This is a genomic window from Alteromonas sp. 38, assembly GCF_902506055.1.
GTDB lineage: Bacteria > Pseudomonadota > Gammaproteobacteria > Enterobacterales > Alteromonadaceae > Alteromonas > Alteromonas lipotrueae.
Window position 1 is genome coordinate 4,545,420 of record NZ_LR733300.1, and the last position, 26,471, is coordinate 4,571,890.

Below are 26,471 nucleotides of genomic sequence, written 5' to 3' on the forward strand. Positions count from 1 at the left end.
ACAGCCAGCCTCAGACTTTCAACTACATATCAACAACATAGACTAAAGTCTAAACAATGAGTGCGATATTTTAAAAAAGCTCGATAAGAAATAATTACGGAAGTCCGTGACCATTTCGGTAGAGCTTACAGAGTGCTTTTAAGTAAAACACAGCTATTTACCTTGCCATTTTCAATGGCAGTTAGCAGCGTGTATTTTGTATATCAATCGGTATACAAATCGGGAAAATGAAACTTTGCCATGGCTAGCGTAAGCGCGACTTCATAAACACTTTGTCTAGAAGCGTGGTTAAGAGTAAGCAAGCCAATCGCGCCCCCTTTTTGCTTCACATTAGTAGTATTGAATAACTTATCCATAACAGGGCCTAGTTCTTCGCCCCGCTGTAATGCTTGATACACGCTAACGGGTAACGGCAAGTTGGCACTTCGGCCTATCGACATGCGCCCGCCGTTATAAATCGCCACGTAAGCAAAGGTAGCAGGACCATCTTCGAATACATCAACGCCACCTTCAATAGCCACATACCACGAATCGTTTGTCTCGTCTTTGTGCATATCAATAAGTGCTTTTACGCGGTTTACCGCGCCTAGCCGCGTTTCTTCTTCGCTCATTGGCTGCTCAGATACCCCACTAGGCACGCCAACTTCGTAAACATCGAAATCTTGCTCTAAGGTAATGGATAACGTGATGTGCGCTGCATTTACCTTAACCGGGTTTTTAGACCCTACAAATAATTTACTCAGCATGTTTACCTCCTTCGTTGCTAGAGACAGGGTTTGCCAAAATATCATCTAACATTAAACGATAGTCGGTAACAGCAGGAAATTCGGTAATATTACGATGAGGCAACGTGTGATCTGGATTATCAACCGCAAGAAGGTGCTGTATGCCAAACTCTTTTGCCGCATCTAAAATTCGTATGGTGTCGTCTACAAACAAGGTTCGCGCTGGATTAAAGTTTAAGCGTGCACGCAGCTTCTGCCACAGCAACTGCGACTCCTTCGTGACACCAAACTCGTGCGTGGAAATCAATTTATCGATATGCGCGTCTAACTGTGTACGCTCTATTTTTAACGATAAACTACCAGGGTGGGCGTTAGTGACTAACACCACCTCGCGACCAGATTGATGCAACGCCTTCAAGAAGGGAACGGTATCGGGGCGAATTTCGATAAGATGCGCCAGTTCACGCTTAATTGGCATAATATCGATATCCAGTGTTTCTGCCCAATAATCGAGACAATACCACTGAATTTGGCCGTGCACCTTTTCATAATGCGAGGCCATCATGTCTCGACATTCTTGTTCTGGAATGCCTTTGATTTCAGCCAAACGTATTGGCAAATGGTCTAGCCAAAACCGGTTGTCGTAGTGCAAATCCAGTAGGGTGCCGTCCATATCCAACAACACCGTATCAATTTCATTCCAGGGCAGAAAGGGCAAGCGATTTTCCTTATAATGAAGTAAGCTAGTTACAGTAGGTATGATAACAAAGTTGTAGCAAGAGACATGCGAAAAATTGACCCGAACAAGCCATTACCGCAAATTCACAATCGGGAAATTGTTGCCCAAAGTAAGCTTTTTCGCGTAGAGCGCCTAGACTTAGAGTTTTCTAATGGCGCAACGCGGGAGTTTGAACGGATGGCAGGAGGCAATCGTGGCGCCGTCATGATTGTTCCCATGATTGATAAAGATACCATGGTATTGATTCGCGAATATGCCGCAGGTACTCACACCTATCAACTTGGCTTTCCAAAAGGCCTTATCGACCCTGGCGAATCCGCCCTTGAAGCCGCCGATAGAGAATTAAAAGAAGAAGCAGGTTTTGGTGCGAACGACCTGATTGAATTACACAAAGTTAGCATGGCACCTACCTTTTTTAATGCCAACATGACCATTGTAATAGCAAGAGATTTATACCCTGAACGACTAGAGGGTGATGAACCAGAGCCATTGGAAGTGATTCACTGGCCCCTTGCTGAGGCAGACGCGTTACTGGCTCGTGAAGATTTTATTGAAGCTCGCTGTATCGCTGCGCTGTTGCTTGCTCAAAAATGGTTGAAGGACCAATAGATTATGCCCGATGAACACCCCCACAGCGAACTATTAGAGCTCGCAAAAACCGTTGCCGTTGAAGCCGGCGAAGCTGTGCTTAAAGTGTATGATAAAGGCGATTTTGACGCTTACCAAAAAGAAGACGATTCTCCGGTTACTAGCGCCGACTACCTTGCCAACGATATTATTGTTAAACGCTTAAGCGACGCCACCCCCAACATTCCTATTCTGTCTGAAGAAAATAAGCATGCCAGCTTGGAAGAGCGAAAAGATTGGCCGCGTTATTGGCTTATCGATCCTATCGACGGCACCCAAGAGTTTATCGCCAGAAGTGGTGACTTTGCGGTGAACATTGCGCTTATAGAAAATAATCAGCCTAAGATTGGTGTTATTTTCTGGCCCCCTGGCCAATCGCTCTATTTTGCAGAAAAGGGTAAAGGGGCATTTAAATCGTCACCCGACGGGGAAGAGAAGATTGCCGTCCGTAAGCTTGATGATCCTAAAAACAGCGTGGTTATGATTGCGATTAGTCGTAGGCAAAGCCGCGAGAAAGTATTAGGTCGTATGTGTGCAAAGCGGGTTTATCAAACCCTACCATTGGGAAGCTGCTCACTGAAAGCCTGCTTTATTGCAGAAGGTAAAGCCGATGTATTTATGCGAATTGGCGTAACGGGTGAGTGGGATACAGGTGCATCACAGTGCATTGTATCTGAAGCCGGGGGCAGTATTGCTGCCGCGAACTTCGAACCACTTACTTACAACCAGCGCCATTCGCTAGAGAACCCAGATTTTGTGGTAATGGGCGATCAAAGAGTGCCATGGAAAGATGTTGTCCAGTATAATGACTTTGTAAACCCTCATCGTAATTAGTGCGTTAGGTTATTTGGTCTATGCCATCTTCGAGTAATCTCGAGTGGACATTATTATTATTTAAAGGAGTAATATTATGGTGACGACACGTATTCGTAAGGTAACAACTGCCTTGCTCGCATTCGGTCTTGCGTTTCCTGCACTTGCTGACTGGAAGATAGATGGCGACACCAGTGCTTTGCATTTCCTTTCTACTAAGAATTCACAGATTACCGAAGTGCATAAATTCGATAGTTTTGAAGGCAGTTTATCGAATGCCGGAAAACTGCGTGTTACGGTTAATTTGGCGTCGGTAAATACGTCAATTGATATCCGTAATACACGTATGCAAGACATGCTATTCAATGTAACTGAATTTGCTGAAGCCACCTTTGACGCAACCCTACCTGAGTCAATGCTAAATTTAGCCGATGGCGAAGTGGTTAGCGGTAGAGTCGACGGTATTTTAACGCTGCATGGTATGGCAGTACCTACAAGCTTCTCAGTGATGGCGAGTAAAGTAGACACAGATACTTTAACGGTTTCAACAATAGCGCCTACGCTAATTAAAGCAGCGTCTTTCGGGTTAGCGGCAGGTGTTGAAGCACTTCAAAAAATTGCAGGGCTTAAAAGTATTACGACCACGGTTCCGGTTTCTTTCTCCGTAACTTTCACGCAGTAAATATACGCTCTATAAAAAAAGCCGGGGCTTTACCTGTGAAGTAAAGCGACCCGGCTTTTTTGTGTCTAGTAGTTTATTTTCAGCGTGTTAGCGCTATATAGCCGCGTAGTGCTGGGGAGCTAGCGGCGAGGTAAGAACACCTCATCTTTAGCTGTTACTACTAGGTATGCGCTAACACAAACAAGGCTCTACGCGTTATTGACCAATGCTGGGCGCATAGGCAGCGGCTTTTCACTTAATACCTGTTCAGGCATGGTTACCCACAAGCTTTCAGGCAGTGCTGGCTCTTCTGCCTTGTACTGAGACAACGCGAAGTAATTCATAGCCACCCGCAAACGCTTAAGGGCGGTACATTCATTCACTTCTTGGTCAATAACAAACACGCCCCATTTACGCATTTTTATACCTAAATTATCACTGCTAGTAATACGAATAACCGGCGCGGCGAGCACCATTCCAATTAAAACCGGTAGCAACCACATAAATAAAGAGGGTGTGAAGTGGAAGGTCGTTACGCCCCATATTACCGCCAAGCAACTCATAAGCTGCGTATGTTTAAAGGCAACGCTCCATGGCACTTTTTTACCTTCACGCTCTTGTGCTTCCCATTTAACCGAGTGCCCAACAAACACACTTATTACGAAGAAACTATGATAAAACATCATGAGCGGCGCAATAAGAATCGCCATGGTAATTTCTGCCACTGCGCTTTTCAGTAACGACATGGCGCCACCAAACTCTTCCCTGCGCTTAATTAGCGCAAGCACGATACCCAGCATTTTTGGCAAGAAGAGTAGCGCAGCAGTTCCCCACATGGTAACCATCATCATATCTTGACGGGCTACCTGCCAGCTTGGGAATAACTGGTATTCAGATACAAAGAAGTCAGGCACTGATGTGGCGCGAATAAGGGCATCGGCTGTACCTAACGCTAGCATGCAAAATAAGACCAGCGATGAAATATACGCAAACGCGCCAAATAAAAAGTGAAGACGGTTAGCCGCTTTCAGGCCTTTCACGTTCAGCAAACCTAAATGCTGGATGTTACCTTGCACCCAACGACGGTCACGAATAGCGTAATCAACAACGTTGCTAGGGACTTCTTCATAGCTGCCCGTGGTATCTGTCAGTAAATAGGCCTGCCAGCCTGCACGGCGAAGCAGCGCGGCTTCAACAAAGTCATGACTTAGAATTTCACCACCAAACGGTGCGCTGCCTTCTAATTTAGGTAAACCGCAGTGCTGCATAAAGGGCGCAATGCGAATAATCGCGTTGTGGCCCCAATAGTTGGCGCTGTCTGTTTGCCAAAACGACAAACCAGTTGCCAGCATAGGGCTGTAAAGGTGCGCCGCAAATTGTACAAATCGGCCGAAGAAGGTATTTTGACGTACCGGCATAGGGATAGTTTGTACTAATGCGGTATCTGGGTTTTGTTCGAGACGGCGGGCTAAATCTAACATGCGCTCGCCCGTCATTATGCTGTCGGCATCTAGCACAATCATAGATTCGTAGTTCGCACCCCAGCGTTCACAAAATTCTTTTAAGTTACCCACTTTGCGATGAAGGTTCTTTTCCCGGCGACGATAAAACACTTGTGAGGCGAAGCTGCCTAAACGTTTCGTCATACGCTGCCATGCGCGAAGCTCGGCATCCGCCTTGGTTTGATCGCGGGTGTCACTTAACATGTAGAAGTCGAAATGATCAGCGTGTGGCGTATTCATTAATTCGCGGACACACGCTTCAAAGCCCACCATAATTCGGCGTGTATCTTCATTATATACTGGCATTACCACCGCATGACGCCCGGTTAATTGAGTGGCTTCATCAGGCTTACTTTGCTTTTTACGCAAGCTTAAAGGGTCAATATTAAAGAGTTGGAGTACAAACCCGATAATACCGGTCCAAAATGCCATACAGAGCCAAGCGAACAATATTAGACCTAAACCAAGCTGAGCTATTTCAAGCTTTGTTAACCCATTTGGAAGAAAAATTTCATAAAGGCTCCAACCGGCCAAAGCCGTACTCGGAAGCACTAACATTGCCATTATAAATAAGCGCATGTGCTCTCCTGTCGTGATGAATCGATAACGCTTTGTTGAGGATGTTGGGGAAATGGAAGCATTACTTGGGTTGATAGACATAATTCCAAACCTCACTGATACGTTTGCCATCTAGCTCGATATAAGCACGCATATCTACCGTGCTTTTGTCTTTAGGCTTAAGAAGAAAAGTAGCACGCCACTCTTTCCCTTCATTAGCGGGGTAAAGGCGCTGCTGAGAAATTGCACCATTGCTACCTTGCACAATAAGCTTGGTAGCGTCTGGGTTAACGCTTGTAGCCGTGTTTTCATTAGCTGACATTTCGGTCGAATCCATATCAGGTGAAGCGAAGTCAACAATAAAGCGGCGCTGAGTCTGCTTCGCTTCATCTTTTACTTTCTCACCAGGTAACGACGGTTTGCCTTGGCGTGTGCGAATAACAGTGGCCAACTCGCTAACAAATGCGTTTCGCTCTACCGTTTTTAAGGTGTACGCAAAATAGCGAGATTCACCACTACGTAACGGTGCTTCAGGCACCCAGTAGGCTACAATATTGTCGTGCGTTTCTGAGTTAGTCGGTATTTCTACCACCTCTAACCGGCCTTTCTCGAACCCCTCAGTAGGGGTTACCCAAAGACCTGGGCGAATATGATAGTTTGCTTCAGCATCCAAGTAGCTTCCCCACTCACCATCGCGCTGCAACATGCCAAAGCCTTTCGGTGCACTGTCACTCAACGAGGTAATTTGTAGCCTTGCCGGGTTAGTCAGCGGACGCCAAATCTCTTCATCGGCATGCGTCACCATTAACACGCCATCGCTGTCATGTACTTCAGGACGGTAGTCATCTGGACGCTTTTCACTGTTTTCGCCATAAAGAAACATACTGGTAAAAGGGGCGACACCTAGTTTTTCTACATCTTCGCGGGCAAACAACCAGCTTTGCACATCAACCTTTGTATCAATGCCGGGCTCAATAACAAACTTGTACGCTCCAGCCACTGACGGACTTTCCAGTCGTGCGTAAATCGTAATAGGCTGGCCTTCTTTAGGCTCAATAAGCCAAAATTCAGTAAAGTGAGGAAATTCTTCCCCTTTCGTGAGGGCAGTATCAATGGCAAGCCCGCGAGCAGAAATACCATACACTTGATTCTTACCCACTAAACGAAAATAAGACGCCCCTAAAAATACGGCAAACTCATCTTTGTATACTTCATTTTTCAATGGGTAATGAACGCGAAAGCCTGCAAACCCCGTTTTATCGTTAGTCAGCCCTGCTAACGGCGCTGCTTTGTCGTCATAGCGAAACATGTCGCTAGTGAAGGGAATGCGCTGAGCGCTATTGAATTCATCAATCGTGTGAACTGTCACAGGCAATTGATAGAGAAAGCCGGGGTGAAAAAACTGTACTTCGTAGTCGTTTTTGCCGTCCCATAAGCTTTTCTCAGGATTAAAGCGAATAGCGCGATAAGTTTGATAATCAATTGATTTTAACCCTTCATCGAGACCATGATCGTTTTGCTCATAACCTTGCTCAGCAGACGCTTTTGCGGCATCGATAACAGATTGAAGAATAGGGGATGCATCACGAGGTTCGTTGCTATTACTCACCTCTTCAGCATTAATCACTGGTGCGACTAATAATGACAACACACAGGCCATCACAACCGCAACGCGAGAGTAAAGTGACATGAGGCCTCGCTTGGTTACTTTACTGACACTCGTCACGCCATCAAAGCGGTCTTGTTTATACTCTTGCTGCATGTCGTTATCTCCATGAATTAGGGCTATGCCAGAACGCGTTCAAAAAAGTCACCTGCTAACTCCATAGATGAATGCCCAAAGGTGCTTATTTTGATAGGAACCTCGCTGCCCCATAAAAGGAAGAAGAACTGGGTAGCGAATTAACCGCGCTTGAACTCATAAGAGCAATTGCAAAGAATGATCCAACTTATTGAAAAGGGGTTGAAAAACCATCAATCGCCTTATTTTCAAACATTTACAAAAGTTATTTTTGAATTGGAGGGCCATCTTCCACTGTGTAAAAACGTACCAGCCATTAGACGAAAGGATATAGTGTTGTTTTTTAGATACACATTTAGCGGATTTTGTTGTTCAGATAATCAACGCTGTTTGATAAACCTGTTTCGGTAAGAGAATGCACTCGCAGCTAAAAACCACTATCTTTCTGTTAGTTATAGAAAAATCGTCTGTTAAACCATCAACCCATAACGTAATTGGCAAACCCTTTGCAAAACAAACTTCAGATTTAACAATGGAATTCGCGATATTTGTTTGCATATTACGATGCACAGGTTCGCAAAATTTGAAACGCAGGTATTTTTTCTTTCTGCGATAAATAGGAGTTTTTTCAATGCGTAAAGCAATCACTTTACTGACAGCACTTACCACTACCGCAGCCTCTGTTGCTTCTTTTGCAACGTTAGCTGAGTCTCCAGACTGGCGTTATGTAGAAGGTGGCTATAGCAAGATGGATTTTGACGATAACGAATCGTTCGAACCCGATGGTTTCGTACTAAGCAGCAAATATCTATTAAACAGCAACATTTACTTAAACGGTGAATACAGCAACTTTGAAGAAGGCAGCTTCGATTTCGATATGCTAACCCTAGGTGCTGGTTACAGAATGCCACTTAACGCCACTACCGATGCATATTTCGGCGCCAACTTTGAGCGCATCGATGGCGATTTCGATGATGAGACGGGCTACAGTGTGAATGCTGGTGTTCGTTCTATGGTGACTGAGCAAGTTGAGCTTCTAGGTGAAGTAGGCTACTACGACGTTGAAGATGGCGATGCCACGTTCAAAGTAGGCGCGAACTATTATATCACCCCTCAATGGGCCGTGGGTGCCAACTACAAGCTTATGGATGACTTAGACATCATGCAGGTAACTGCACGCTACAGTTTCTAAACCTTTCTCGTTTTGGGATGCTCTCCTGATGAAAGGTAGCCGGGTCACTCGCCCGGCTTTTTTTATTCTTCAATTTACGTATAAGCTCTGTTTTAAGCTGCACGTATACCTACTCTTCTTCAGCAGACTCACTTTGGGATGTCACATCGCCTTTTGGTCTGATATCCACGCTCTCGTGAAGCTCTGAATACACTAGCACGGCCTCACCACTTTTAAGCGCATCTAATACTTGTGTCACTTTGGTTTCCATAGTGACGTCTTCAGCGCCGTATTCTGTGCCTTCTCGCAGCACAAATGCTTCCACTAAACTGTGTAGGGTTTCGGTATCAACCGCGTCGATTGGAATTATCATCTCTGCCTCCAGAAAAAAGTGAGCTCACGCTAACGATTAAGCATGAGATAAAGCCAGCTAACGTGCAAACAAGATAGGAAACTTACACGTAGGGCGTGGTGGGGTTAATGGGCAGTACATCGCTAACGTACCTTTTTACCCTTTCATGCAGCCACACTTTAGGGCTAAACACCGAACCTTGCATAAAGCCAACATGGCCACCACGCTCACTGAGTTCAAGGGTAACATTGCGTGCTAACTCTTCTTCTTTAGGCACCACTAAATGGTTCATAAAGGGGTCGTCAATACTGTGCAATACAAGCGTAGGGCAATGAATAGCGCTCAAGAAGTGGTACGCACTGCATTTCTCGTAATAGTCGTTCGCGTCTTCGAAACCATGCAAGGGTGCAGTGACTTTCTCGTCAAATTGCGCAAAGCTGGTAATGCCATCAACATCATCGCCTGTTAACTGAATAAGTTTACGATAATCGATAAACGACATCTTCTTTTGTAGCGTGGTTTTTATGCTCGATAAAAGGTATTTCTGATACACCCGCGAGAAACCGTGGTTAATTGATTTGGCACACTCCGACAACTTCAATGGTGACGATATAGCAATAGCCGCGTTCAACCATTTTTGCGCGGGGTTCTCGCCAAGTAGCTTTAACAGCATGTTGCCACCAAGCGAAAAGCCTACAGCAACTTTAGGAAGTTGGGGGAATTTTTGGTTTAGCCAATCAAGAAAAAAGCTCGGATCGCCAGTCTCGCCAGAATGGTAGCCTCTTGGCTTTAGGTTCGGAACACCGCTACAGCCACGATAGTGCATCATCACCACTTGCCAGCCATTCACGGATAAATTGGCCATCATATCGTTGGCGTAATGTGAGCGAATGCTGCCTTCAAGGCCATGGAACATCACAATAATCCCCGAAGGCTCTGCGGGCTTTGGCCCCCATGCAACGTCGACAAAATCGTCATCTGGCAATGTTAGGCGTTCCATGCTGTATTTTAGCGGTAAGCGTTTTTGAATGAAGCGTGGCCATATAGTTTGAACATGACGGTTCTTTGCCCAACTTGGTACCCGAAAGCTGCTTTTTATAATCTTTCCATGCGATAACGCGATTTTGCTCATGCTGTTTTCTTATTTTTTCTACGACAAATGCTTTAGTAACTGGCTGATTAACTTGCGGGCTTCTTGTTTTTCTCTTAGCCCATACGCATTAATAAGTGCAGCGATAGAAGCATTGAACACACCCGACTGACCAGAGGCGCCTGAAGGTAAAGACGCTAAGCCAAGGCTGTTTACCGTTTCTACAATAATAGCTTGTTGCGTTTTTTCTAATGCTAACTCGTCATCTTTTAGCTGATTGTATCTCGCTAAAGCTTTCTGGTAGTTTGCATCTTGCTTCGCTTGCTTTCGCTCAAGCCGATGTTGCTTAAGGACGTGTTCTGATGCTTCAACGGCGCTGATAACCGCGTTTAACTGAGGCAAATTAATAATGAAGCCGTGCTCAATACACCAACATATCAGCAAAAGTATGTTTACGTTCACACCATGGCGGTCTTGCAACAAAATGGCAAGTGGCGCTACATCGCCTGTACCATAGCGACTGCCTGCGTACTGCCAAAAATCCTCTGCATTTACAATAGCATTATTGTGCTTCATAACTTGCGCGCTGCGCCTCCATTTGCTCCTGAGCATCAAGCCACTGCATCTCTTCTTCTTCAAGCTGCTGAGTGAGCTTTGCCTGTTTATCTAACAATTGCATAAGTTCGGCTTTTTTATCATCGTTATATAAACTTGTGTCTGATAATGATGCTTCAAGGGTTTTCAGCTCGCCTGAACATTTGTCCATGGCCTTTTCGTGCTTCTCTAAGGCTTTTTTCAGTGGAGCAACTTGCTTTCTAAACTCTGCTTCTCGGCGCTTTTCTTCTTTACGATCGATTTTACGCTCGCTAACAGCGCTTGCGTCTTCATTTAACGCTTTCGCATCGCTGTTCGCTTTTGCTTTTTCGGCGGCTTGTTGCTTTAAAATCCAGTCGCGGTAGTCGTCTAAGTCGCCAGTGAACGCCGCCACTTCGCCGCTATCTACTAGGTAAAAGTCTTCGCATACCGATGAGAGTAAAAATCTATCGTGCGATACCAACACCATGGCACCTTCAAAGCCTTGCAGCGCAATATTCAACGCATGACGCATTTCTAAATCAAGGTGGTTGGTGGGCTCATCGAGTAATAACAAGTTTGGTTTTTGGTACACAATAAGTGCGAGCACTAACCGGGCTTTTTCGCCACCAGACATAGGCGCAACAGCTGAAAGCGCTTCATCGCCGTTAAAGCCAAAGCCACCTAAATAATCTCGCAATTGTTGTTCGGTAGCTTTTTCGTCTAGGCGCTGTAAGTGCAAAATAGGCGTGGCGTTAGGATCGAGGGTTTCTAATTGATGCTGAGCAAAGTAACCAATTTTAAGGCCTTTGGCGGTATCGAAAATACCTTGCTTCGGGGCATGTACACCAGCTAACAACTTGATAAGAGTAGATTTACCTTGTCCGTTTCGCCCCAGTAAACCAATACGGCTTCCTGGCACCAAGTTAAGCTTCACTTGCTGTAATACAATATGGTCATCATAACCTAACTGTACGTGTTCCATTTGCACAAGGGGATTAGGCAGTGCAGCAGGCGGTACGAACTCAAAACTAAATGGGCTAGCCGCATGAGCAGGTAACAGAGTTTCCATTTTTTCAAGTTGCTTAATACGGCTTTGTGCTTGCTTAGCTTTACTCGCTTTAGCTTTAAAGCGGGTAATAAAAGAGGTTAAATGCGCCACTTTTTGCTGCTGCTTTTCAAACTCTATATTTTGCAAACGAAGTCGCTCGGCACGCTGCCTTTCAAAGGCAGAATAGTTACCGGTATAGGTAATCAGCTGTTGCTGCTCAACACTGATAATTTGCGCTACGGTATTATCGATAAACGCCTTATCGTGAGAAATCAATAACAGCGTACCTTCGTAGCGCTGCAACCACTTTTCTAACCAAATGACGGCATCTAGATCTAAGTGGTTCGTGGGCTCATCAAGCAACAATAAGTCAGAGGGGCATAGTAGTGCTTGCGCCAAATTTAGGCGCATACGCCAACCACCAGAGAAATCGGTAACCGGTGCGGTAAGCTGAACGTTGGTAAAGCCCAGCCCTGATAGAATAGTCGCGGCTCTTGCTTCTACATCGTACGCGCCGGCTTGCTCTAGTTGGCCATGAATTTTACCAATCAATACGCCGTCTTCATCTTGTTCTGCTTGCTGAAGCTGTGCTTGTAAACGGCGAAGATTTTTATCACCATCAATAACGTACTCTATTGCACGTCTGTCGGTGGCAGGAGTTTCTTGTGCAACACTCACTATACGCCAATCAGCAGGCACCACACAGTCGCCTGCATCTACAGACATTTCGTTACGCAGTAAGGAAAACAAGGTCGATTTGCCACAGCCATTGCTCCCTATAAGGGCGACTTTATGGCCTGGAAATACCTGCGCTGATGCATTTTCTAGCAGCACTTTTCTGCCACGCATTAGCGATACGTTGGTAAGCTTTATCATTCATAACCTTCGCGGGAACAATTTAGGTCGCGTATAATAGCAAATTCCTATCAAAATCTGATCAGGAAATGGCTTTTCGCGGTATAATACTGAGTAAATTACGTTAAGAGAGCTGCAATGCAAAAATCGATTAAACGCCGCTTTGTTGCAGGCGCTACCTGCCCAAAATGCCAAGAGTTAGACACTATTTCGCTATATTACGAAAATAACGTAGAAAAGCTAGAGTGCGTGGCCTGTGGCTATAATGAAGCGCAAACCGAAGAACAAGTGAATGCGGCCACCCGTGAAAATGAAAACGTGATTGGCATTTTCAAACCTCACTAGTTCGCGGTTACCCCCCCTCACGTTTGTGTAACTCACTTCTTCGCAATTAGCGCTAGTACACATAATACTCAACCTTGCATTCCTCGTAGGGTGCTACTCATGAGTTAATTCACATAAGATTTTAGTCATGTGCATTGCCTCTTTCTAATAAGAAGTAACTATTACGCATTCTGTGAAGATACCGCCCACATTCGACGTATCTTTACATAATGTAACGTCAGAAAACTTTTGATAGCATACTCTTATCCAACTGATAGTACTGAATTATTTAACCTCGCCCCATTTACAGACAGCTAACTTCCGGCGGCATAATTCTTGAAGTACTCTTTTAAAGGAGTATTTATGAAGACCGCAAATCGTTACCTATTTATTTCACTCGCCATCGTACTTGGGTTGCTACTTATCATTCGCATGAGCATGCCTTATACGGCCCAGTCGTATATCAATAAAACTCTCAGTCAGCCAGGTGAATACAGCGGCCGAGTAGGTGACGTAGATTTAATGCTTTGGCGCGGTGCTTATAGTTTAGAGCACGTGTTGTTGTACAAGTCTAACGGACAAGTAGACAAGCCTCTGTTTCGCGCCGATAAGGTTGAGTTCACATTAAACTGGAGCCAACTTATAAAAGGGGCCGCAAGCGGTACGGTGAATCTTACTCGTCCTGAAATTAACTTTGTCGACGGTGCCACCAGCGATAACAGTCAAGCCGGTAAAAACGAAGATTGGCTTAACATTGCTAATCAACTGTTTCCATTACGTATTGATAAGCTTAGTGTGACCGATGGCAAAATTGGTTTTTATAACCCAGAGAGCTCGCCTGTTATTGATATTTCGCTACACGACATTCAAGGTGAAGTAACAAATTTGGTGAATAGCGATGCGTTATCTGACAATCGGGTGGCTAATGCCACCCTGAGCGCACAAACTGCCCAACAAGGTACACTGAACCTAGAAGCCAAGCTTAACCCTGCCACACATAAACCTACTTTCGATCTCAATATTCAAGCCGACAATGTGGCTTTAGTTAACTTTAAAAATCTGCTGGATACCTATGCACCATTTGACCTAGAGGCAGGTTCACTTACCCTTGCTGCCGAAGTTGCTGCCGATGATGGCAAAGTAAAAGGCTACATAAAACCAATACTGCACCATGTGGAAGTATTTTCATGGAAGGGTGATATTGAGCAAGATGGTGATGGGTTACTTGAAGGCACCGTAGAGCTATTATCCGCTTTTATTACTGAACTATTTGAGAACCAAAGTGAAGATCAAGTCGCTACTCGCATTCCTATTGAGGGGGATTTAAGTAGCCCAGATACCGATGTACTTCGTGCGCTGGGCGCCATTATTAAAAACGCTTTTATTAAAGCCATTAGCGGCGACATTGAAGAGTCGGTAGAGTTAGAAACTTTAGCTGAACCCGCACTGCCTGATTCAACCAAAACCATTGACACAGACAGCCAAAGCACTAAACCTTGATACGATAAGCTAGTCGTTGTATCTGTATCGGCCAGGGCTTCGTAAGCTCAGTCTGCAATGCAGGGGTATCATTAATAATGGGGAGGCGGTGTTTCTTCCGAGTCTTTGGCCATATTAGAAGGCTCAATTGATTTAACCTTGTCGATAACGTGGCGTAACTTGTAGGTAAGCTCATCAAGTTGTTGCTGCTGCGAAGACAGCGCTTCATTTAAGGCTTCAATGGTATGCTCTTGAAACGCTATTTTCGTTTGGAGCTCTTCAATACTGTGGTTCGTACTATCGAGTTCTACCCGAAATGCGACACTGTCAGTACTGCTATTTTTATCTGTCATAATCTACTCTATTTACTGCGTTGCCATACTTCGGCAAGACCACTGCTGCTTTCTGTCACAATATTACCATCGGACATAAACCCAACGCCATAAACAACTGCAGTTGGCGGTGAAACAGTATCTCGTGATGCTACTTGCCAAGCATCCACTTCCTTACCACTTTTCAAATCCCACAAATACACTTGGCGTGACGGCGAGCCTGTCAGTAAATACTTACCATCATCAGAAAACACAGCATCAGTGAAGATTTTTTGCCTAGCAATAAAGCTCAGACCGCTAATGGCCTCGCCAGTTTGCACGTTCCACACTTGTGATTTGCTTTGGCTATCGGCAGTAAAAGCAAAACGACCTTTGTCATCTAATGCCACTTTGGTCACCCGGGAAGGATGCGTGAAGGTATGGATTATTTGCCCTGTGTCGGTGCTCCATAAATAAGCGATATAGTCGTTGCCACCGGTTAAGGCAAACTTGCCATTCGGGGAGATATCAATCGAGTTCACTTTTTCTTGATGCCCTAAAAACTCTAACCTGCGCTGAGTTTTAGGCTCAAAAAACATGACCTTACCATTAGAACGAGCCACCAAGATGCCATTGCCATTATTCGAAATGGCCACATCACGAATAGACGCTTCGTCAATACGCCAAAAGCCAATCGGGTCGCCGGTTTCAATGCTCCACAGTGCAAACGCTTCTCTGTCAGCAGTGACTACATGAGTATTGTCGGCTGATATATGTAACGAAACGACTAAATTATTACCTTCCCCTTGATGACTCCATTGATACAAAGGAGTTTCTTCGCCTATTCGCCATACATTGATGCCATTGTTGATGCCTGATACAACGGAAATAGTACCATCGGGCGACACATCGGCTGCGTAAGCCCCTTCCTCAACATGTCGCCATTGTTTAATTGGCGTGGTCTCAGGGAAGCTACATCCTATAGATCCACTTATTAATAAGGTGAGTAACAATAATCTGGGGAACATTTGAGCCCTAAACATAATCAAATAGGTTTCGCTTTGTGAATGCTAGGTTTAACATAGCATGGATCACGCATCTTTCACTATCGTGCAGACTGCCCTGGATGCAGCAGTTTAAACATAGACGCATGATGATAAAAATTTATGGAGACGTTTTATGCAGAAGTCGCTTGTTGCCTTATCTACTATTGCTGCCCTAGGCCTTTTTGCCTGTCAGCCAAACACCTCTGATGAGGCCGCTACTACCGGCACTGACATCGCTGAAACCGCCGATGTTTCGACAGAATCAATGACAGACGTACAAAAGCAAGCGTACGCTATGGGTGCAAGTATGGGCTTGTTCGTGAGCAACCGTGCACAACAGCAAGAGCAACTAGGCTTTCCGCTAGATGAAGCGGCGTTGAAAGAAGGCTTTGAAGATGGCCTTAACGACACATTGAAATTTACCCCACAAGAAATTCAGCAAATTGCTCAGCAAGGCGAAGAAGTACTTCGTGCTAAGCAACAAGAAATGGCGCAAAAAGCCGCACAAGACAATGTTGAAGCAGGCGCGGCATATTTAGAAGAAAACGCGAAGAAAGATAGCGTAACCACAACCGAATCTGGTCTTCAATATGAAGTGTTAGAAGAAGGTGATGGCGCAAGCCCCGCGGCTGAAGACATCGTTAAAGTTCACTACCGTGGCACTTTGCTAGACGGTACTGAGTTCGATTCTTCATACAAGCGTGGTGAGCCAGCTCAATTCCCACTTAACCAAGTTATTCCTGGCTGGACCGAAGGAGTTCAACTTATGCAAGAAGGTGCGAAGTACCGCTTCCACATCCCTTCTGAATTAGCTTATGGCGAGCGTGCTACTGGTTCAATTACACCAAATTCAACGCTAATCTTCGATGTTGAATTGCTTGAAATCGTTAAAGAAGAAGCTGCTGCTGAGTAATATCACGCCGCGCTTCAAAGTGTAGTGGCTACGCTTTAGCATTGGCCACTACTTGTATAAGCCGATACTTATTTAAGTGTCGGCTTTTTTAATGCGTTAAGTGATGGTTGTACCAAAAAGAGCGGATAAGAGTGAAGGCTGCACGATATTCACCGCTATTAATACAGCAAATGCCCACCTTACGCAGAAGGTGTATTAGACGGCTAGTCATTCGATTACTCGCTTTTTGTGCACCTTATCGACAACCTATTTAAGTATGACGAGGTGGCGCACGACGACGTTCACGCTGCACTTTAAATACCGCAAAGTGATTTAACAGATATTGACCAAACTTATACATTAATAAACCAATCACGAGATATCCTGCTGTTATCAGGCTATCCATACGTACTACAATATCCAGTAAGCCATACAGCACCATTAACGCGCCAGTTAAAAAAAGCATAAAACCAGCAATAGTGCCGCCCATTGAACCGTTAGTTGCAGCACGGCGCCTGTCTGCAGGCTTATTTTCCGCCTTCGGTGCGTTATCTTCCATTCGATTTTCCCGCTCATTAGCTGGTTGCTATTTATACTGCGACAACAACTTTAAGGTTTATGTTCAATATTTGCACAAAGTGGTTTAAATGGTAGATTTCAACGCATTTGTTTATTGCGTTCTATTAATTCACCCACATACACTAGCCATAAGATTTCAATTTAACTAAATAATTGTGAAAACACCACTGATAACACGAAAAGGATATTTGAAGCTAAAACAGGAGCTTGACCATTTGTGGCGGGAAGAAAGGCCCGAAATCACACGAAAGGTGACGTGGGCTGCTAGCTTGGGCGATCGTAGTGAAAATGCAGATTACCAATATAATAAGAAAAAATTACGTGAAATCGACAGGCGAGTACGTTACTTACGTAAGTGTTTGGAAAACCTTAAAGTCGTGGATTATAGTTCCCAGCAGGAAAATAAAGTTTATTTTGGTGCTTGGGTAGAAATCGAAAACGAACAAGGGCAGGTGCTAGAACTTCGCCTTGTGGGTTACGATGAAATATTTGGCCGTCGAGATTACATTTCTATCGACTCTCCTATGGCGCGAGCCCTAGTGGGGAAAGAAGAAGATGATGACGTTACGGTAAAAACAGAAACCGACATAAAAGAATGGTGGATAAACCGCATTTGGTACGATCCAACCGATAAACTGTAATAAGGTTAAAACAGTTTCCATGAATACTGACCTTACAATCAGGCTTCTTCTGACCCGTCGCGGTGGTATAATTGCTGCCAGTTATTCCAACTAAAATGAAAGCGGTGTAAAAAGGCTAATGCTAGCCACTACATCCTTATTTGCTATTGCCTAGAGCGTATTATGATTATTAACAAAATTGCCGAAGAACTTGCCGTACAAACTTCTCAAGTCAGTGCTGCGGTTAAGCTTCTTGATGAAGGTTCAACGGTGCCGTTTATTGCACGTTACCGTAAAGAAGTGACTCAAGGGCTAGACGACACTCAGTTACGTACGCTTCAGCAACGTCTTACCTACCTTCGAGAACTAGAAGACAGACGCCAAGTCATCTTGAAATCTATTGATGAGCAGGGAAAACTGTCTGATGAGTTAAAGCGCAACATTACCGGCGCTGACAGTAAGACCACATTGGAAGACTTATACTTACCCTTTAAGCCCCGTCGACGCACCAAAGGTCAGATAGCCATTGAGGCAGGCCTTGAAGGCTTAGCAGATACTTTATTTGCCAACCCTGACCAGTCTATCGATGAGTTAGCCGCTAAATACGTTAATGCCGAAAAAGGGGTTTCAGATACCAAAGCCGCACTTGAAGGCGCTCGCTTTATTTTAATGGAACGGTTTGCTGAAGATGCAGCACTGTTGGGTAAAATTCGCAGCTACCTGATTGAAAACGCACATATTAAAAGCACAGTAGCAAACGGTAAAGCACAAGAAGCCGTTAAGTACAAAGACTACTTTGAACACAGTGAAAAGTACAAAAACGCACCTTCACATCGCGCCCTTGCTATGTTTCGTGGCCGTAACGAAGGCATGTTGAACATTCAACTTGATGCCGACCCGCAGCAAGATGATGCCAGTGCACCTTCTCACTGTGAACACCTTATTGCCAGCCACTACAACATAATGCACCGCAACCGTCCTGCAGATGATTTCTTAGCGCAAGTAGTGCAGTGGACGTGGAAAATTAAAATCGCGTTACACATGGAAACCGAGCTATTCAGTGGTCTTCGCGAGCGCGCTGAAGAAGAAGCGATTGAGGTCTTTGCTAAGAACCTCAACGATTTGCTAATGGCTGCGCCTGCTGGCGCTAAGACCACGATGGGCCTTGATCCTGGTCTTCGTACTGGCGTGAAAGTCGCTATCGTAGATAAAACAGGCAAAGTCGTCGCTAAGAATACCATCTTCCCCCATGCACCGCAGAACCAGTGGGATAAGTCACTGCGTACCCTCACTACCGTGTGTAAGCAGTATAAAGTTGAGCTTATCAGTATAGGTAATGGTACAGGTTCCCGTGAAACCGATAAGCTTGTAGGGGAAATGCTTAAAAATAGCCCAGAGCTAGGTGCACAAAAAATCATGGTAAGCGAAGCCGGCGCATCGGTTTACTCTGCATCAGAATTAGCTTCAAACGAACTACCTGATTTGGACGTGTCTATACGTGGTGCAGTTTCCATTGCTCGTCGTTTACAAGACCCCCTTGCCGAGCTTGTAAAAATTGAACCTAAAGCCATTGGTGTAGGCCAATATCAACATGATGTTAGCCAAAGCCAGTTAGGTAAATCTCTCGACCGCGTAATTGAAGACTGTGTAAATGCGGTGGGTGTAGATTTAAATACAGCATCACCCGCGCTGCTAAGCTATGTGTCTGGATTGAATAAAACCCTTGCAAACAACATTGTGCAATTTAGAGATACCAATGGCGCCTTCGGCGACAGAAAAGCGCTAATGAAAGTTGAGCGCCTAGGGCCGAAAGCCTTCGAACAAGCGGCGGGATTCCTACGCATCGTAAATGGTAGCAACCCACTAGATGCGTCTGCGGTTCACCCCGAAGCTTATCCTGTGGTTGATAAAATTGTGGATACGGCCGCGGTTGCCGTTAACGATCTTATCGGTAACACAGAGCTATTGAAAACCTTATCGCCAGATACATTTACCAGTGACGCTTTCGGCTTACCCACGGTAAAAGATATTTTAAGCGAGCTTGATAAACCGGGCCGCGATCCTCGACCTGAATTTAAAACTGCCACCTTCAAAGAAGGGGTGGAGACCATTAAAGATCTTACCCCAGGTATGATTTTAGAAGGCGTTGTGAGTAATGTTGCGAACTTTGGTGCCTTTGTTGATGTAGGTGTCCACCAAGATGGCTTGGTGCATATTTCAGCGCTAACCAACAAGTTCATCTCAGATCCACGGGATGTAGTGAAAGCCGGGGACATTGTTAAAGTTAAGGTGCTTGAGGTAGACGTAGCACGTAAGCGTATATCGTTTACTATGCGGTTAGAGGATACCCCTACCTCGTCGAATCAAGCAGGCAAAAGCAATAACAGCAATGGCGCTGCTAACGCAAAGTCTACTGCTAATTCCCGCGCTAACAATGGGTCGCGTGGACACTCTCACGCAGATAAGCCAAACAAGCGTGGCGGCGGACAAAACCAGCAGCAAAACAGTGCGATGGGTAATGCCTTTGCCGATGCCTTCGCCAAAGCCAAGAAATAACGCGTAACGCCATTGTTTACACGCGCGATTATAATTTTAAAGCCAGCATACATGCTGGCTTTTTGTATTTGCCCAGTAGAGTTTTGTATTTATGAGAGTAGTACGGTTAAGAACACGTGTTATTGGCAATGAGCGGTAAACGAGGCTAGATAAGCGCTATTACTATTAAGCGCTAGGCACTACAAACCCTAGGCGCTAGCGGAAAAACCTTCACGTACTGGTGTATAGGCTTGTGTGTAGAAATTCTGAATGCGACCAATGCGGGCTGAGTTAGCTTGGCTTTGTTGAACATTGTCGCCATTTGGCAGAGCTTCGTTGCCAAATGCTAGTGAGCGCGTATCAAACCCACCACCAATCTCATTTGAAGCTTCACTAGTACCTTGCGCTCCTTGGCTTACAGCATCTTGCTCAACCGTTTGCGCTTGTAAAACAGCTTCGTCTAGTGCCCTTGTCGGGCGTTCAACACCCGCATTATCGGTAATTTCATCAATATCAGGGGGCGTGATATCTGATGCGCTAGGCGATACCGATGATGTTGTAGCGTTGTCTTCAGCGATTTCGCTGCGAGCTTCAAACGATTTTTGAGTAGCTTCTGCTGCCACTTTTAAATCTTGCGCAGAAGGCTCCGCAGGGGCGAGTGCAGCAGCACGTACTTGCTGCATTTTACGAAGGGTTTCTTCAGGGCTATTTAGCTCAGAGATATCAATAGAGACTTCGCCATCGGTTACATAACGTTTGTTATCCGGCCCAGTGGTATATTCATATTGGGGAGATCCAGCGTATTGTCCACCCGCCGCGGCGTGTGCCTGCTCGTGAGTACGGACTTCTTGATCACGCGCCTCTAAGTTACTTATCTCTTGCTGTTCTTCTTCCGTCTGCTGCTCAGGCTGTGCGGATTGCTGTCCTGAAGCTTGCTGGTTTGATTCCTGTTGGCTTGATTCCTGTTGGTCTTGGGCATTTTGTTTACCCGCGCTTTCATCAGAGCCATTGTCTTTTTGTTCGCCAAACACGCTTTCAAACGCGCTTTGCAGCTCAGTTTGGACTTGGGGGCGATCGTAGGTAACAGGCGCAGGCGTTTGTCCCGGATTTCGAGCTTTGTCACTGTCCGAACCTAGGCCCTTTTGCGACGCCCCTTTCTCTGCATCCCCCGATTGAGGAATGGTTTCACGTAATGCGTTGTCTCGTCTCGCTGACTCGGTATTAACGTTTGCAGTAGGGTACGCTATGGCCGTAAGGATAGGGGTAACAATGTTCACATTACACTCCTACATTACTACGCTAACGTATCGATTATTGTGCCTATCGTGTCATTCGCCACATCAAGCACCTTGGCGGAAGCCTGGGCGTTGATACTGTTGATTTTCAATGACAACAGATTTGTGGTGACATCATCCTGCGTAGAGGGAAGTATGTTGCGTACATTCTGTAAGCTTTGGGTGGCAGCATTGGCTAAAACGGCTTGCGGATCGCGCTCTGCGTTCGTGGTTTGCTGGGCAATATTAGACGCAGCCTGCGTAATACCATTACTGGCATTCTGCAAACCGAATTGTCCGGACAAAATAGCCGAATTTATATTATTACTATTTACACCTGATATACCAGACATACACTACCTCTACACTCTCATGTGCAATTATTAACCAAATTGCACTAAATGAAAAGGTCTGTACCGCTCATACGCCTTAACTGGCTGTGAAAACGAGCAATATTTCTTCTTTGCGCCTAGCATTTCGCTGGCTAAAAGCTGCGGCGTATACACTCGCGGCCGTTTACATCACCTTAACGCGACTTAAAAGCATCGGATTTACGATGCTTTTTGTTGATACACGCTCGATGCAAAGCTAAACAAAATATCGGCACTTTGTTGAGGGTGAGAAATAAACGGCGCATGAGCTGCATGGGGCAACACCACCGTATCGGCTTGAGGATGCAACTCGCAAATACGATCTATACCACTGGTAGGCACTAGGCTGTCTAAGCGGCCATAAAGTCTAAGGGTTGGCACCGTTATCCGGCCAATGTCTTGGCGTAAATCTTCTGTGGAAAGAATTCTCAAGCCTTGTTTCAGCGCTTGCTGATCTGGTTCGGGGAATTCACTGATATGCCCACGAATAGCTTTTATATCTTGTCGTGCCGTATCACTTCCCATTGCTTGAATCGCTAAAAAGCGCTCTAGTGTCCTGTTGTAGTTACTCTCTAACTGATTTTCGAACATGGCAAGTAAATCACCTGCAATGCCTGGCCAGCAGGGGCCAGCGATGAAACGTGGTGTAGAGGCTATCGTCACTAAGCCTTTCAGATCTAAGCCACCAATTAAAGCTAATCGTTGCGCCACCAAACCACCTAAAGACCAACCCACAACAATACTTTCTGGCGGAATATAAGGCGCTATCATTCGTGCTAAAGACTCAGCGTTATAAGGGGAAGGCACATGCTGAGCGTTTTCGCCGAAACCGGGAAGATCAATAGTGGTAACCCGAAAACTATTGGTTAAATAGGGAATAAACGAAGTAAAAGCCCCACTATTCATACCCCAACCATGAAGGAAAACCAGATCGTTTCCTGTACCTTGAGTTCGGGTGACAAGCTGTGTGTTTGTATGCAAATCTTTCACTGTATACATCCTTTGGCTGTTGCATGAAGAAGCAAACCTAATAGGCTGCCATATATGCATGATTACCCATTATCTCAAAAAATGCTTAAAGACACGTTATCTTACTGTAGCTACAAGCGAGAAAAAGCGACTCAACTTAAGAATTCAAAAATTCACGTACTATGAATCTTTCATGCTTACTATGTTATCAGGCAAGTCCTGCGCCAGTATGTCATTGGTGTGAACATGACATATTTTTTTTCTCGGCCAACGATCACGGTAATAACTTACTGTCATTTGGACCAGTCGGTCAGCACGTTAAGCATAGTGCCTATCAGCAGCTGTCGGTATTGGCTTTACATACTTATCCAATAACCACCTTAATTCATAGCTTTAAGTTTCAACACTCACTCACTTCAGGGAAGGTTTTAGCCAAGTGGTTTGTCGGTAAACAGCAACACTTGGCGCACCACACACCGCACTTAACCCACACTGCTCCCCAACTTCTCTTACCAGTGCCATTAAGCCCTTGGCGGCTAGCAACGCGACATTATAACCAAGCCGCAGTGTTAGCTAAATCCATTGGAAGTGCACTGAATATTCCCATTTGCACCAATTGGGCGATTCGACAAGGTATGTCTGCGCAACATCAACTAGGAAAAGCACAAAGGCTACAACATGCTAAGCAGGTGTTTTCATTAACTCATCAGTGTATTGATAGGTTAGTCGATTCTACCCCTACTCTTAAGCGTATCGCTATAGTAGATGATGTTATTACTACTGGTGTTACGGTAAACGCGCTAGCAAGCTTATTGAGAGCTCGCTACCCACAACTGAATATTCTGGTATGGGCAATGACCTTTACACCGCCCCCGAAAAGTTCACTGCTAGTTGCGGGGTAATCGAAACGACTACCGCCACGTATTCTTGCTACATAAGAATTGGCTAAATAAAAATTAGCTACTTAAGAAAACCAGACTGATAAATGGCATTACTTAACATTTTGTTTGTGCCATACCAGTACCCTCGAAATTGCGTATTGTCGGTAAACCCAATCACAACACCTTTACCTTGCTGTGTGGTGATCACAGCAGGGGTTTCGGCAATTAGTTTCACTAGTTTTTCATCACTGAATCCAGCCAATAATGGCGCTGAGGTATATCGAGCTGGCGTAGTAAATGGCGTGTAATAATTGTTCACCACCATATTGCTGGTTTTGAACATAGACAGTGTAGTGTCGGTATAACCGTAAAATAGTGGATGGGTGATATCTATTTCAGCTTCATAAACCGCGCCAGCCACCAACTTTCTTGCATATAACGCCGATTTATCGCCAAACGTCAGTTTATCTTCATCAAATTGACTGTCTATTTCTTCTCTATCTACTATATCGACGTTTAACCATTCATTGGCTGCAAAATAACGAAGGGCTGATTTTTGTCCAATCAACACACCGCCATTTTTAACCCAATTGAACAGGGCATCTTTAGTGTCATCCGACAGCGTATACTGCCCGCTAGCAAACACAATGTGGGTATAACCTGACTGTAGCGCATTGCCCAGTTTTTGTTGCTCCACAATACTGGCAGGTAGGCCTACCCGCGTATCAAAATAGTGCCACATTTCGCCCACTTCATATTCGCTTACCCCCTCGCCCCCAACTAATAGCACTTTTGGCCCTAAAATAGGTTTGATTGAGCGACTTCCAATATCACTGCCCGTTGGCGTTAGTCCACTCGCGAGGGCGTAAACAGGAATACGTAACGCGCGAGCTTGCTCGGTTAGCAGACTGAGTAAATTTTCAGGCTGAACTAATCCTGTAGGAATGACAATGCTACCCGAGGTAAAGGTATGGCGCTGATTATTAACAAGCTTAGCTTCAAACGCATTTTCGCTACTTCTTACGCTTACCCCAGCCTCTAATAACGACTGAAGCAAGGCTGGCGCGTAGTAATCGTTCCATGAAAACGCGTACGCATAGGCACTGGCAGGTAACGACTCGCTAAGCACTGGCATTGCTAACTTTGCATTGGCAGCCGTTTTTACGTTTCGGGTATCCCGTTTTTCAACCACCGAGAAGGGCAAGTTAAATGCCATCGCCATGTTCCACGATGACACATCGTAGAAGGTGTTATTTTCAAACGAGGTTTGGGTTGAAAATATGGACGTGATAAGTCGGTACTGGGCCTGCGCGACAGGAATATAAATGGCGCGATTAGCATTAAAGGTTTGCTTGCCAACGTCTGAGTCTTTGCTGACAACCTCGAACTTAATATTGTGTTGTTTAAGTAGCGACAACATCGCATTAAACCTGCCGCTATCACTCGACTCACCCACAATGTAGCCGCTAATATCACCGTCTTTTGCTAATGCTTGCGTGTCTTTAACAAAAGCCGATTGATAATCTAAAATAGCCGGCTTGTTGGCAAGCGCACCTTCAAAGGTACTTAATGAGGTCGTAATTTGATTTGCGATAGTGGTAGAAAATGCCAATGGTCCATTGATAGATTCTTGTATATGTCCGCGAGAACTCGCTTGTTCAAACAAAATACCGATGCTGCCATGTAAATCAGGGTAGGTACTTCCCTTACCGGCGTAAAAGTCGTCGAATGCCTCTTCCGAGAAATACAACTTCCCTTGTTTATCAAATGCTTTGGCATGATACGCCGCTAACGCTTCGGTTAAAGTGACGTTTTCATCCGGCGTAATAGGGTTTTTACGCGAGCGTACACCTGGCTGAAAAAAGTAGGTGCTATCGGTACCCATTTCATGAAAGTCAGTAAGAATATGCGGGCGCCAGCGATGAAATTGCTTTATACGCGCTTGAGACTCTGGGTGAGCCAACAATAACCAGTCTCTATTTAAGTCAAACCAATAGTGGTTCGTGCGTCCTGATGGCCAGCCTTCATCATGCTCACGGGTGTTACTATCCGCGACAAGTTGCTTTCCTTTGTGCATATTGGCCCATTGCGCGAAACGAGATAACCCATCGGGGTTGAAAGATGGGTCTAACAGCACAATATTGTTGTTCAGTAACGCATCGATTCGCGCACCTTGCCCAGCGGCTAAGTAATAAGCTAGGGCTAATGCAGCGTTTGAGCCTGAAGGCTCATTACCGTGAATGCTGTAACCCATATAGAAAATGAGTGGCGCACCGGCTTTTACTTTTTCACCTGAATTCATGGCATCGATATGCGCGGTTCGCATACTTTCTATATTAGGGCGATTCGATGGCGCAGTAATGGTAAGTAGCAATAGCTCACGATTTTCATGGGTTCTGCCGGTGACTTCTAATGAAATGCGGTCGGAATGGTCAGCGAGTACACGCATGTAGTGGGTTAGTTGATCGTGACGTACGTGCCACTGGCCAATGTTCGCACCCAGTACTGATTCTGGCGTAGGGATATCTGGGTTATATGTTACATCAGTTGGTAAGTAGGCCTGAACCGGCTTTCCCCCCTTATCGAGGGCAACTATATTGGCATTTACCGAAGCAGATACGCACACGGCGGTTAACACGATAAATGGCGCAAACCATTTTGGGAAAATCGAGATTGTGGCGGTGCGAACCAAAGCTGCGAGCATAGTGATATCCGTCTTGTCGTTATGCGGT

Annotated in this window: 25 protein-coding genes; 10 read left to right on the plus strand and 15 right to left on the minus strand. The window is 45.2% G+C overall.

The window, feature by feature from the left end; all coding sequences use genetic code 11:
• Positions 1–203 precede the first annotated feature (203 nt).
• Both yjjX and yrfG read right to left on the minus strand, forming a co-directional pair.
• Positions 204–746, minus strand: a complete 543-nt coding sequence (yjjX, locus tag FLAVO9R_RS19610) for an inosine/xanthosine triphosphatase (protein ID WP_013786679.1) — start codon at positions 744–746, stop codon at positions 204–206.
• Entirely contained in the window at positions 736–1,443 is a 708-nt protein-coding gene (yrfG, locus tag FLAVO9R_RS19615; RefSeq protein ID WP_159534076.1) for a GMP/IMP nucleotidase, read from the minus strand. Before yrfG ends, yjjX begins: the two co-directional genes overlap by 11 nt.
• A gap of 66 nt (positions 1,444–1,509) precedes the next feature.
• Here yrfG and nudE point away from each other — a divergent pair, with 66 nt between their 5' ends.
• The 3 genes from nudE (at position 1,510) to FLAVO9R_RS19630 (ending at position 3,586) form a co-directional block, all read left to right on the plus strand.
• Positions 1,510–2,073 (plus strand): ADP compounds hydrolase NudE, encoded by a 564-nt coding sequence (gene nudE, locus FLAVO9R_RS19620; protein ID WP_159534078.1) that lies wholly within the window; start codon positions 1,510–1,512, stop codon positions 2,071–2,073.
• Positions 2,074–2,076: 3 nt separating this feature from the next.
• Positions 2,077–2,925: a 3'(2'),5'-bisphosphate nucleotidase CysQ gene (gene cysQ / locus FLAVO9R_RS19625; RefSeq protein ID WP_159534080.1), complete on the plus strand. Its 849-nt coding sequence runs from the start codon at positions 2,077–2,079 to the stop codon at positions 2,923–2,925.
• Positions 2,926–3,001: 76 nt separating this feature from the next.
• Entirely contained in the window at positions 3,002–3,586 is a 585-nt protein-coding gene (locus FLAVO9R_RS19630) for a YceI family protein (protein ID WP_159534082.1), read from the plus strand.
• Positions 3,587–3,774: 188 nt separating this feature from the next.
• On the opposite strand, the gene mdoH is transcribed toward FLAVO9R_RS19630, so the two are convergent.
• Both mdoH and FLAVO9R_RS19640 read right to left on the minus strand, forming a co-directional pair.
• The gene (gene mdoH, locus FLAVO9R_RS19635; protein ID WP_159534084.1) at positions 3,775–5,727 is read right to left on the minus strand and encodes a glucans biosynthesis glucosyltransferase MdoH; all 1,953 of its coding nucleotides are present in this window, start codon (positions 5,725–5,727) and stop codon (positions 3,775–3,777) included.
• Positions 5,708–7,387 (minus strand): glucan biosynthesis protein, encoded by a 1,680-nt coding sequence (locus FLAVO9R_RS19640; protein ID WP_159534086.1) that lies wholly within the window; start codon positions 7,385–7,387, stop codon positions 5,708–5,710. Before FLAVO9R_RS19640 ends, mdoH begins: the two co-directional genes overlap by 20 nt.
• A 610-nt stretch (positions 7,388–7,997) precedes the next feature.
• Here FLAVO9R_RS19640 and FLAVO9R_RS19645 point away from each other — a divergent pair.
• Positions 7,998–8,558, plus strand: coding sequence for an outer membrane beta-barrel protein (locus FLAVO9R_RS19645; RefSeq protein ID WP_159534088.1), 561 nt, complete (start codon positions 7,998–8,000; stop codon positions 8,556–8,558).
• Between the two features lie 109 nt (positions 8,559–8,667).
• Here the strand turns inward: FLAVO9R_RS19645 and FLAVO9R_RS19650 are convergent, their stop codons facing one another.
• From FLAVO9R_RS19650 to FLAVO9R_RS19665, 4 genes are all read right to left on the minus strand, one after another.
• A complete protein-coding gene (locus tag FLAVO9R_RS19650; RefSeq protein WP_013786688.1) occupies positions 8,668–8,910 on the minus strand; it encodes a YheU family protein in 243 nt (80 codons plus the stop codon).
• A gap of 82 nt (positions 8,911–8,992) precedes the next feature.
• Complete coding sequence (locus tag FLAVO9R_RS19655; RefSeq protein ID WP_159534090.1) at positions 8,993–10,021, minus strand: hydrolase; 1,029 nt, start codon at positions 10,019–10,021, stop codon at positions 8,993–8,995.
• A gap of 18 nt (positions 10,022–10,039) precedes the next feature.
• Positions 10,040–10,555: a TIGR02444 family protein gene (locus tag FLAVO9R_RS19660; protein ID WP_159534092.1), complete on the minus strand. Its 516-nt coding sequence runs from the start codon at positions 10,553–10,555 to the stop codon at positions 10,040–10,042.
• Positions 10,542–12,479 (minus strand): ATP-binding cassette domain-containing protein, encoded by a 1,938-nt coding sequence (locus FLAVO9R_RS19665; RefSeq protein WP_159534094.1) that lies wholly within the window; start codon positions 12,477–12,479, stop codon positions 10,542–10,544. Before FLAVO9R_RS19665 ends, FLAVO9R_RS19660 begins: the two co-directional genes overlap by 14 nt.
• 117 nt (positions 12,480–12,596) lie before the next feature.
• On the opposite strand from FLAVO9R_RS19665, the gene FLAVO9R_RS19670 reads away from it, so the two are divergent.
• The gene (locus tag FLAVO9R_RS19670; protein ID WP_159534096.1) at positions 12,597–12,803 is read left to right on the plus strand and encodes a YheV family putative zinc ribbon protein; all 207 of its coding nucleotides are present in this window, start codon (positions 12,597–12,599) and stop codon (positions 12,801–12,803) included.
• Positions 12,804–13,145: 342 nt separating this feature from the next.
• Positions 13,146–14,282, plus strand: coding sequence for a DUF748 domain-containing protein (locus FLAVO9R_RS19675; protein ID WP_159534097.1), 1,137 nt, complete (start codon positions 13,146–13,148; stop codon positions 14,280–14,282).
• Between the two features lie 71 nt (positions 14,283–14,353).
• On the opposite strand, the gene FLAVO9R_RS19680 is transcribed toward FLAVO9R_RS19675, so the two are convergent.
• Together FLAVO9R_RS19680 and FLAVO9R_RS19685 are read right to left on the minus strand one after the other, a co-directional pair.
• Positions 14,354–14,614, minus strand: coding sequence for a SlyX family protein (locus FLAVO9R_RS19680; RefSeq protein WP_159534099.1), 261 nt, complete (start codon positions 14,612–14,614; stop codon positions 14,354–14,356).
• Between the two features lie 8 nt (positions 14,615–14,622).
• The gene (locus FLAVO9R_RS19685) at positions 14,623–15,600 is read right to left on the minus strand and encodes a WD40 repeat domain-containing protein (protein WP_442858572.1); all 978 of its coding nucleotides are present in this window, start codon (positions 15,598–15,600) and stop codon (positions 14,623–14,625) included.
• A 151-nt stretch (positions 15,601–15,751) separates the two neighbouring features.
• Here FLAVO9R_RS19685 and fkpA point away from each other — a divergent pair, with 151 nt between their 5' ends.
• Positions 15,752–16,531 carry an FKBP-type peptidyl-prolyl cis-trans isomerase gene (gene fkpA / locus FLAVO9R_RS19690; RefSeq protein ID WP_159534101.1) on the plus strand — a complete coding sequence of 260 codons (780 nt, stop codon included), beginning with the start codon at positions 15,752–15,754 and terminating at the stop codon, positions 16,529–16,531.
• A 250-nt stretch (positions 16,532–16,781) separates the two neighbouring features.
• Here the strand turns inward: fkpA and FLAVO9R_RS19695 are convergent, their stop codons facing one another.
• Entirely contained in the window at positions 16,782–17,069 is a 288-nt protein-coding gene (locus tag FLAVO9R_RS19695) for a hypothetical protein (protein WP_201299286.1), read from the minus strand.
• A gap of 175 nt (positions 17,070–17,244) precedes the next feature.
• Here FLAVO9R_RS19695 and greB point away from each other — a divergent pair, with 175 nt between their 5' ends.
• Both greB and FLAVO9R_RS19705 read left to right on the plus strand, forming a co-directional pair.
• A complete protein-coding gene (greB, locus tag FLAVO9R_RS19700; RefSeq protein ID WP_159534103.1) occupies positions 17,245–17,730 on the plus strand; it encodes a transcription elongation factor GreB in 486 nt (161 codons plus the stop codon).
• Between the two features lie 162 nt (positions 17,731–17,892).
• Positions 17,893–20,265, plus strand: coding sequence for a Tex family protein (locus tag FLAVO9R_RS19705; RefSeq protein WP_159534105.1), 2,373 nt, complete (start codon positions 17,893–17,895; stop codon positions 20,263–20,265).
• 188 nt (positions 20,266–20,453) lie between these two features.
• Here the strand turns inward: FLAVO9R_RS19705 and FLAVO9R_RS19710 are convergent, their stop codons facing one another.
• From FLAVO9R_RS19710 to bioH, 3 genes are all read right to left on the minus strand, one after another.
• Positions 20,454–21,521, minus strand: coding sequence for a putative metalloprotease CJM1_0395 family protein (locus FLAVO9R_RS19710; protein WP_159534107.1), 1,068 nt, complete (start codon positions 21,519–21,521; stop codon positions 20,454–20,456).
• A gap of 17 nt (positions 21,522–21,538) precedes the next feature.
• A complete protein-coding gene (locus FLAVO9R_RS19715; protein ID WP_159534109.1) occupies positions 21,539–21,871 on the minus strand; it encodes a hypothetical protein in 333 nt (110 codons plus the stop codon).
• Between the two features lie 198 nt (positions 21,872–22,069).
• Entirely contained in the window at positions 22,070–22,879 is an 810-nt protein-coding gene (bioH, locus tag FLAVO9R_RS19720) for a pimeloyl-ACP methyl ester esterase BioH (RefSeq protein WP_159534111.1), read from the minus strand.
• Positions 22,880–23,040: 161 nt separating this feature from the next.
• On the opposite strand from bioH, the gene FLAVO9R_RS19725 reads away from it, so the two are divergent.
• Positions 23,041–23,760, plus strand: coding sequence for a ComF family protein (locus tag FLAVO9R_RS19725; RefSeq protein ID WP_159534113.1), 720 nt, complete (start codon positions 23,041–23,043; stop codon positions 23,758–23,760).
• Between the two features lie 58 nt (positions 23,761–23,818).
• Here FLAVO9R_RS19725 and FLAVO9R_RS19730 read toward each other — a convergent pair whose 3' ends face one another.
• Entirely contained in the window at positions 23,819–26,443 is a 2,625-nt protein-coding gene (locus FLAVO9R_RS19730) for a M14 family zinc carboxypeptidase (protein ID WP_159534115.1), read from the minus strand.
• Positions 26,444–26,471 lie beyond the last annotated feature (28 nt).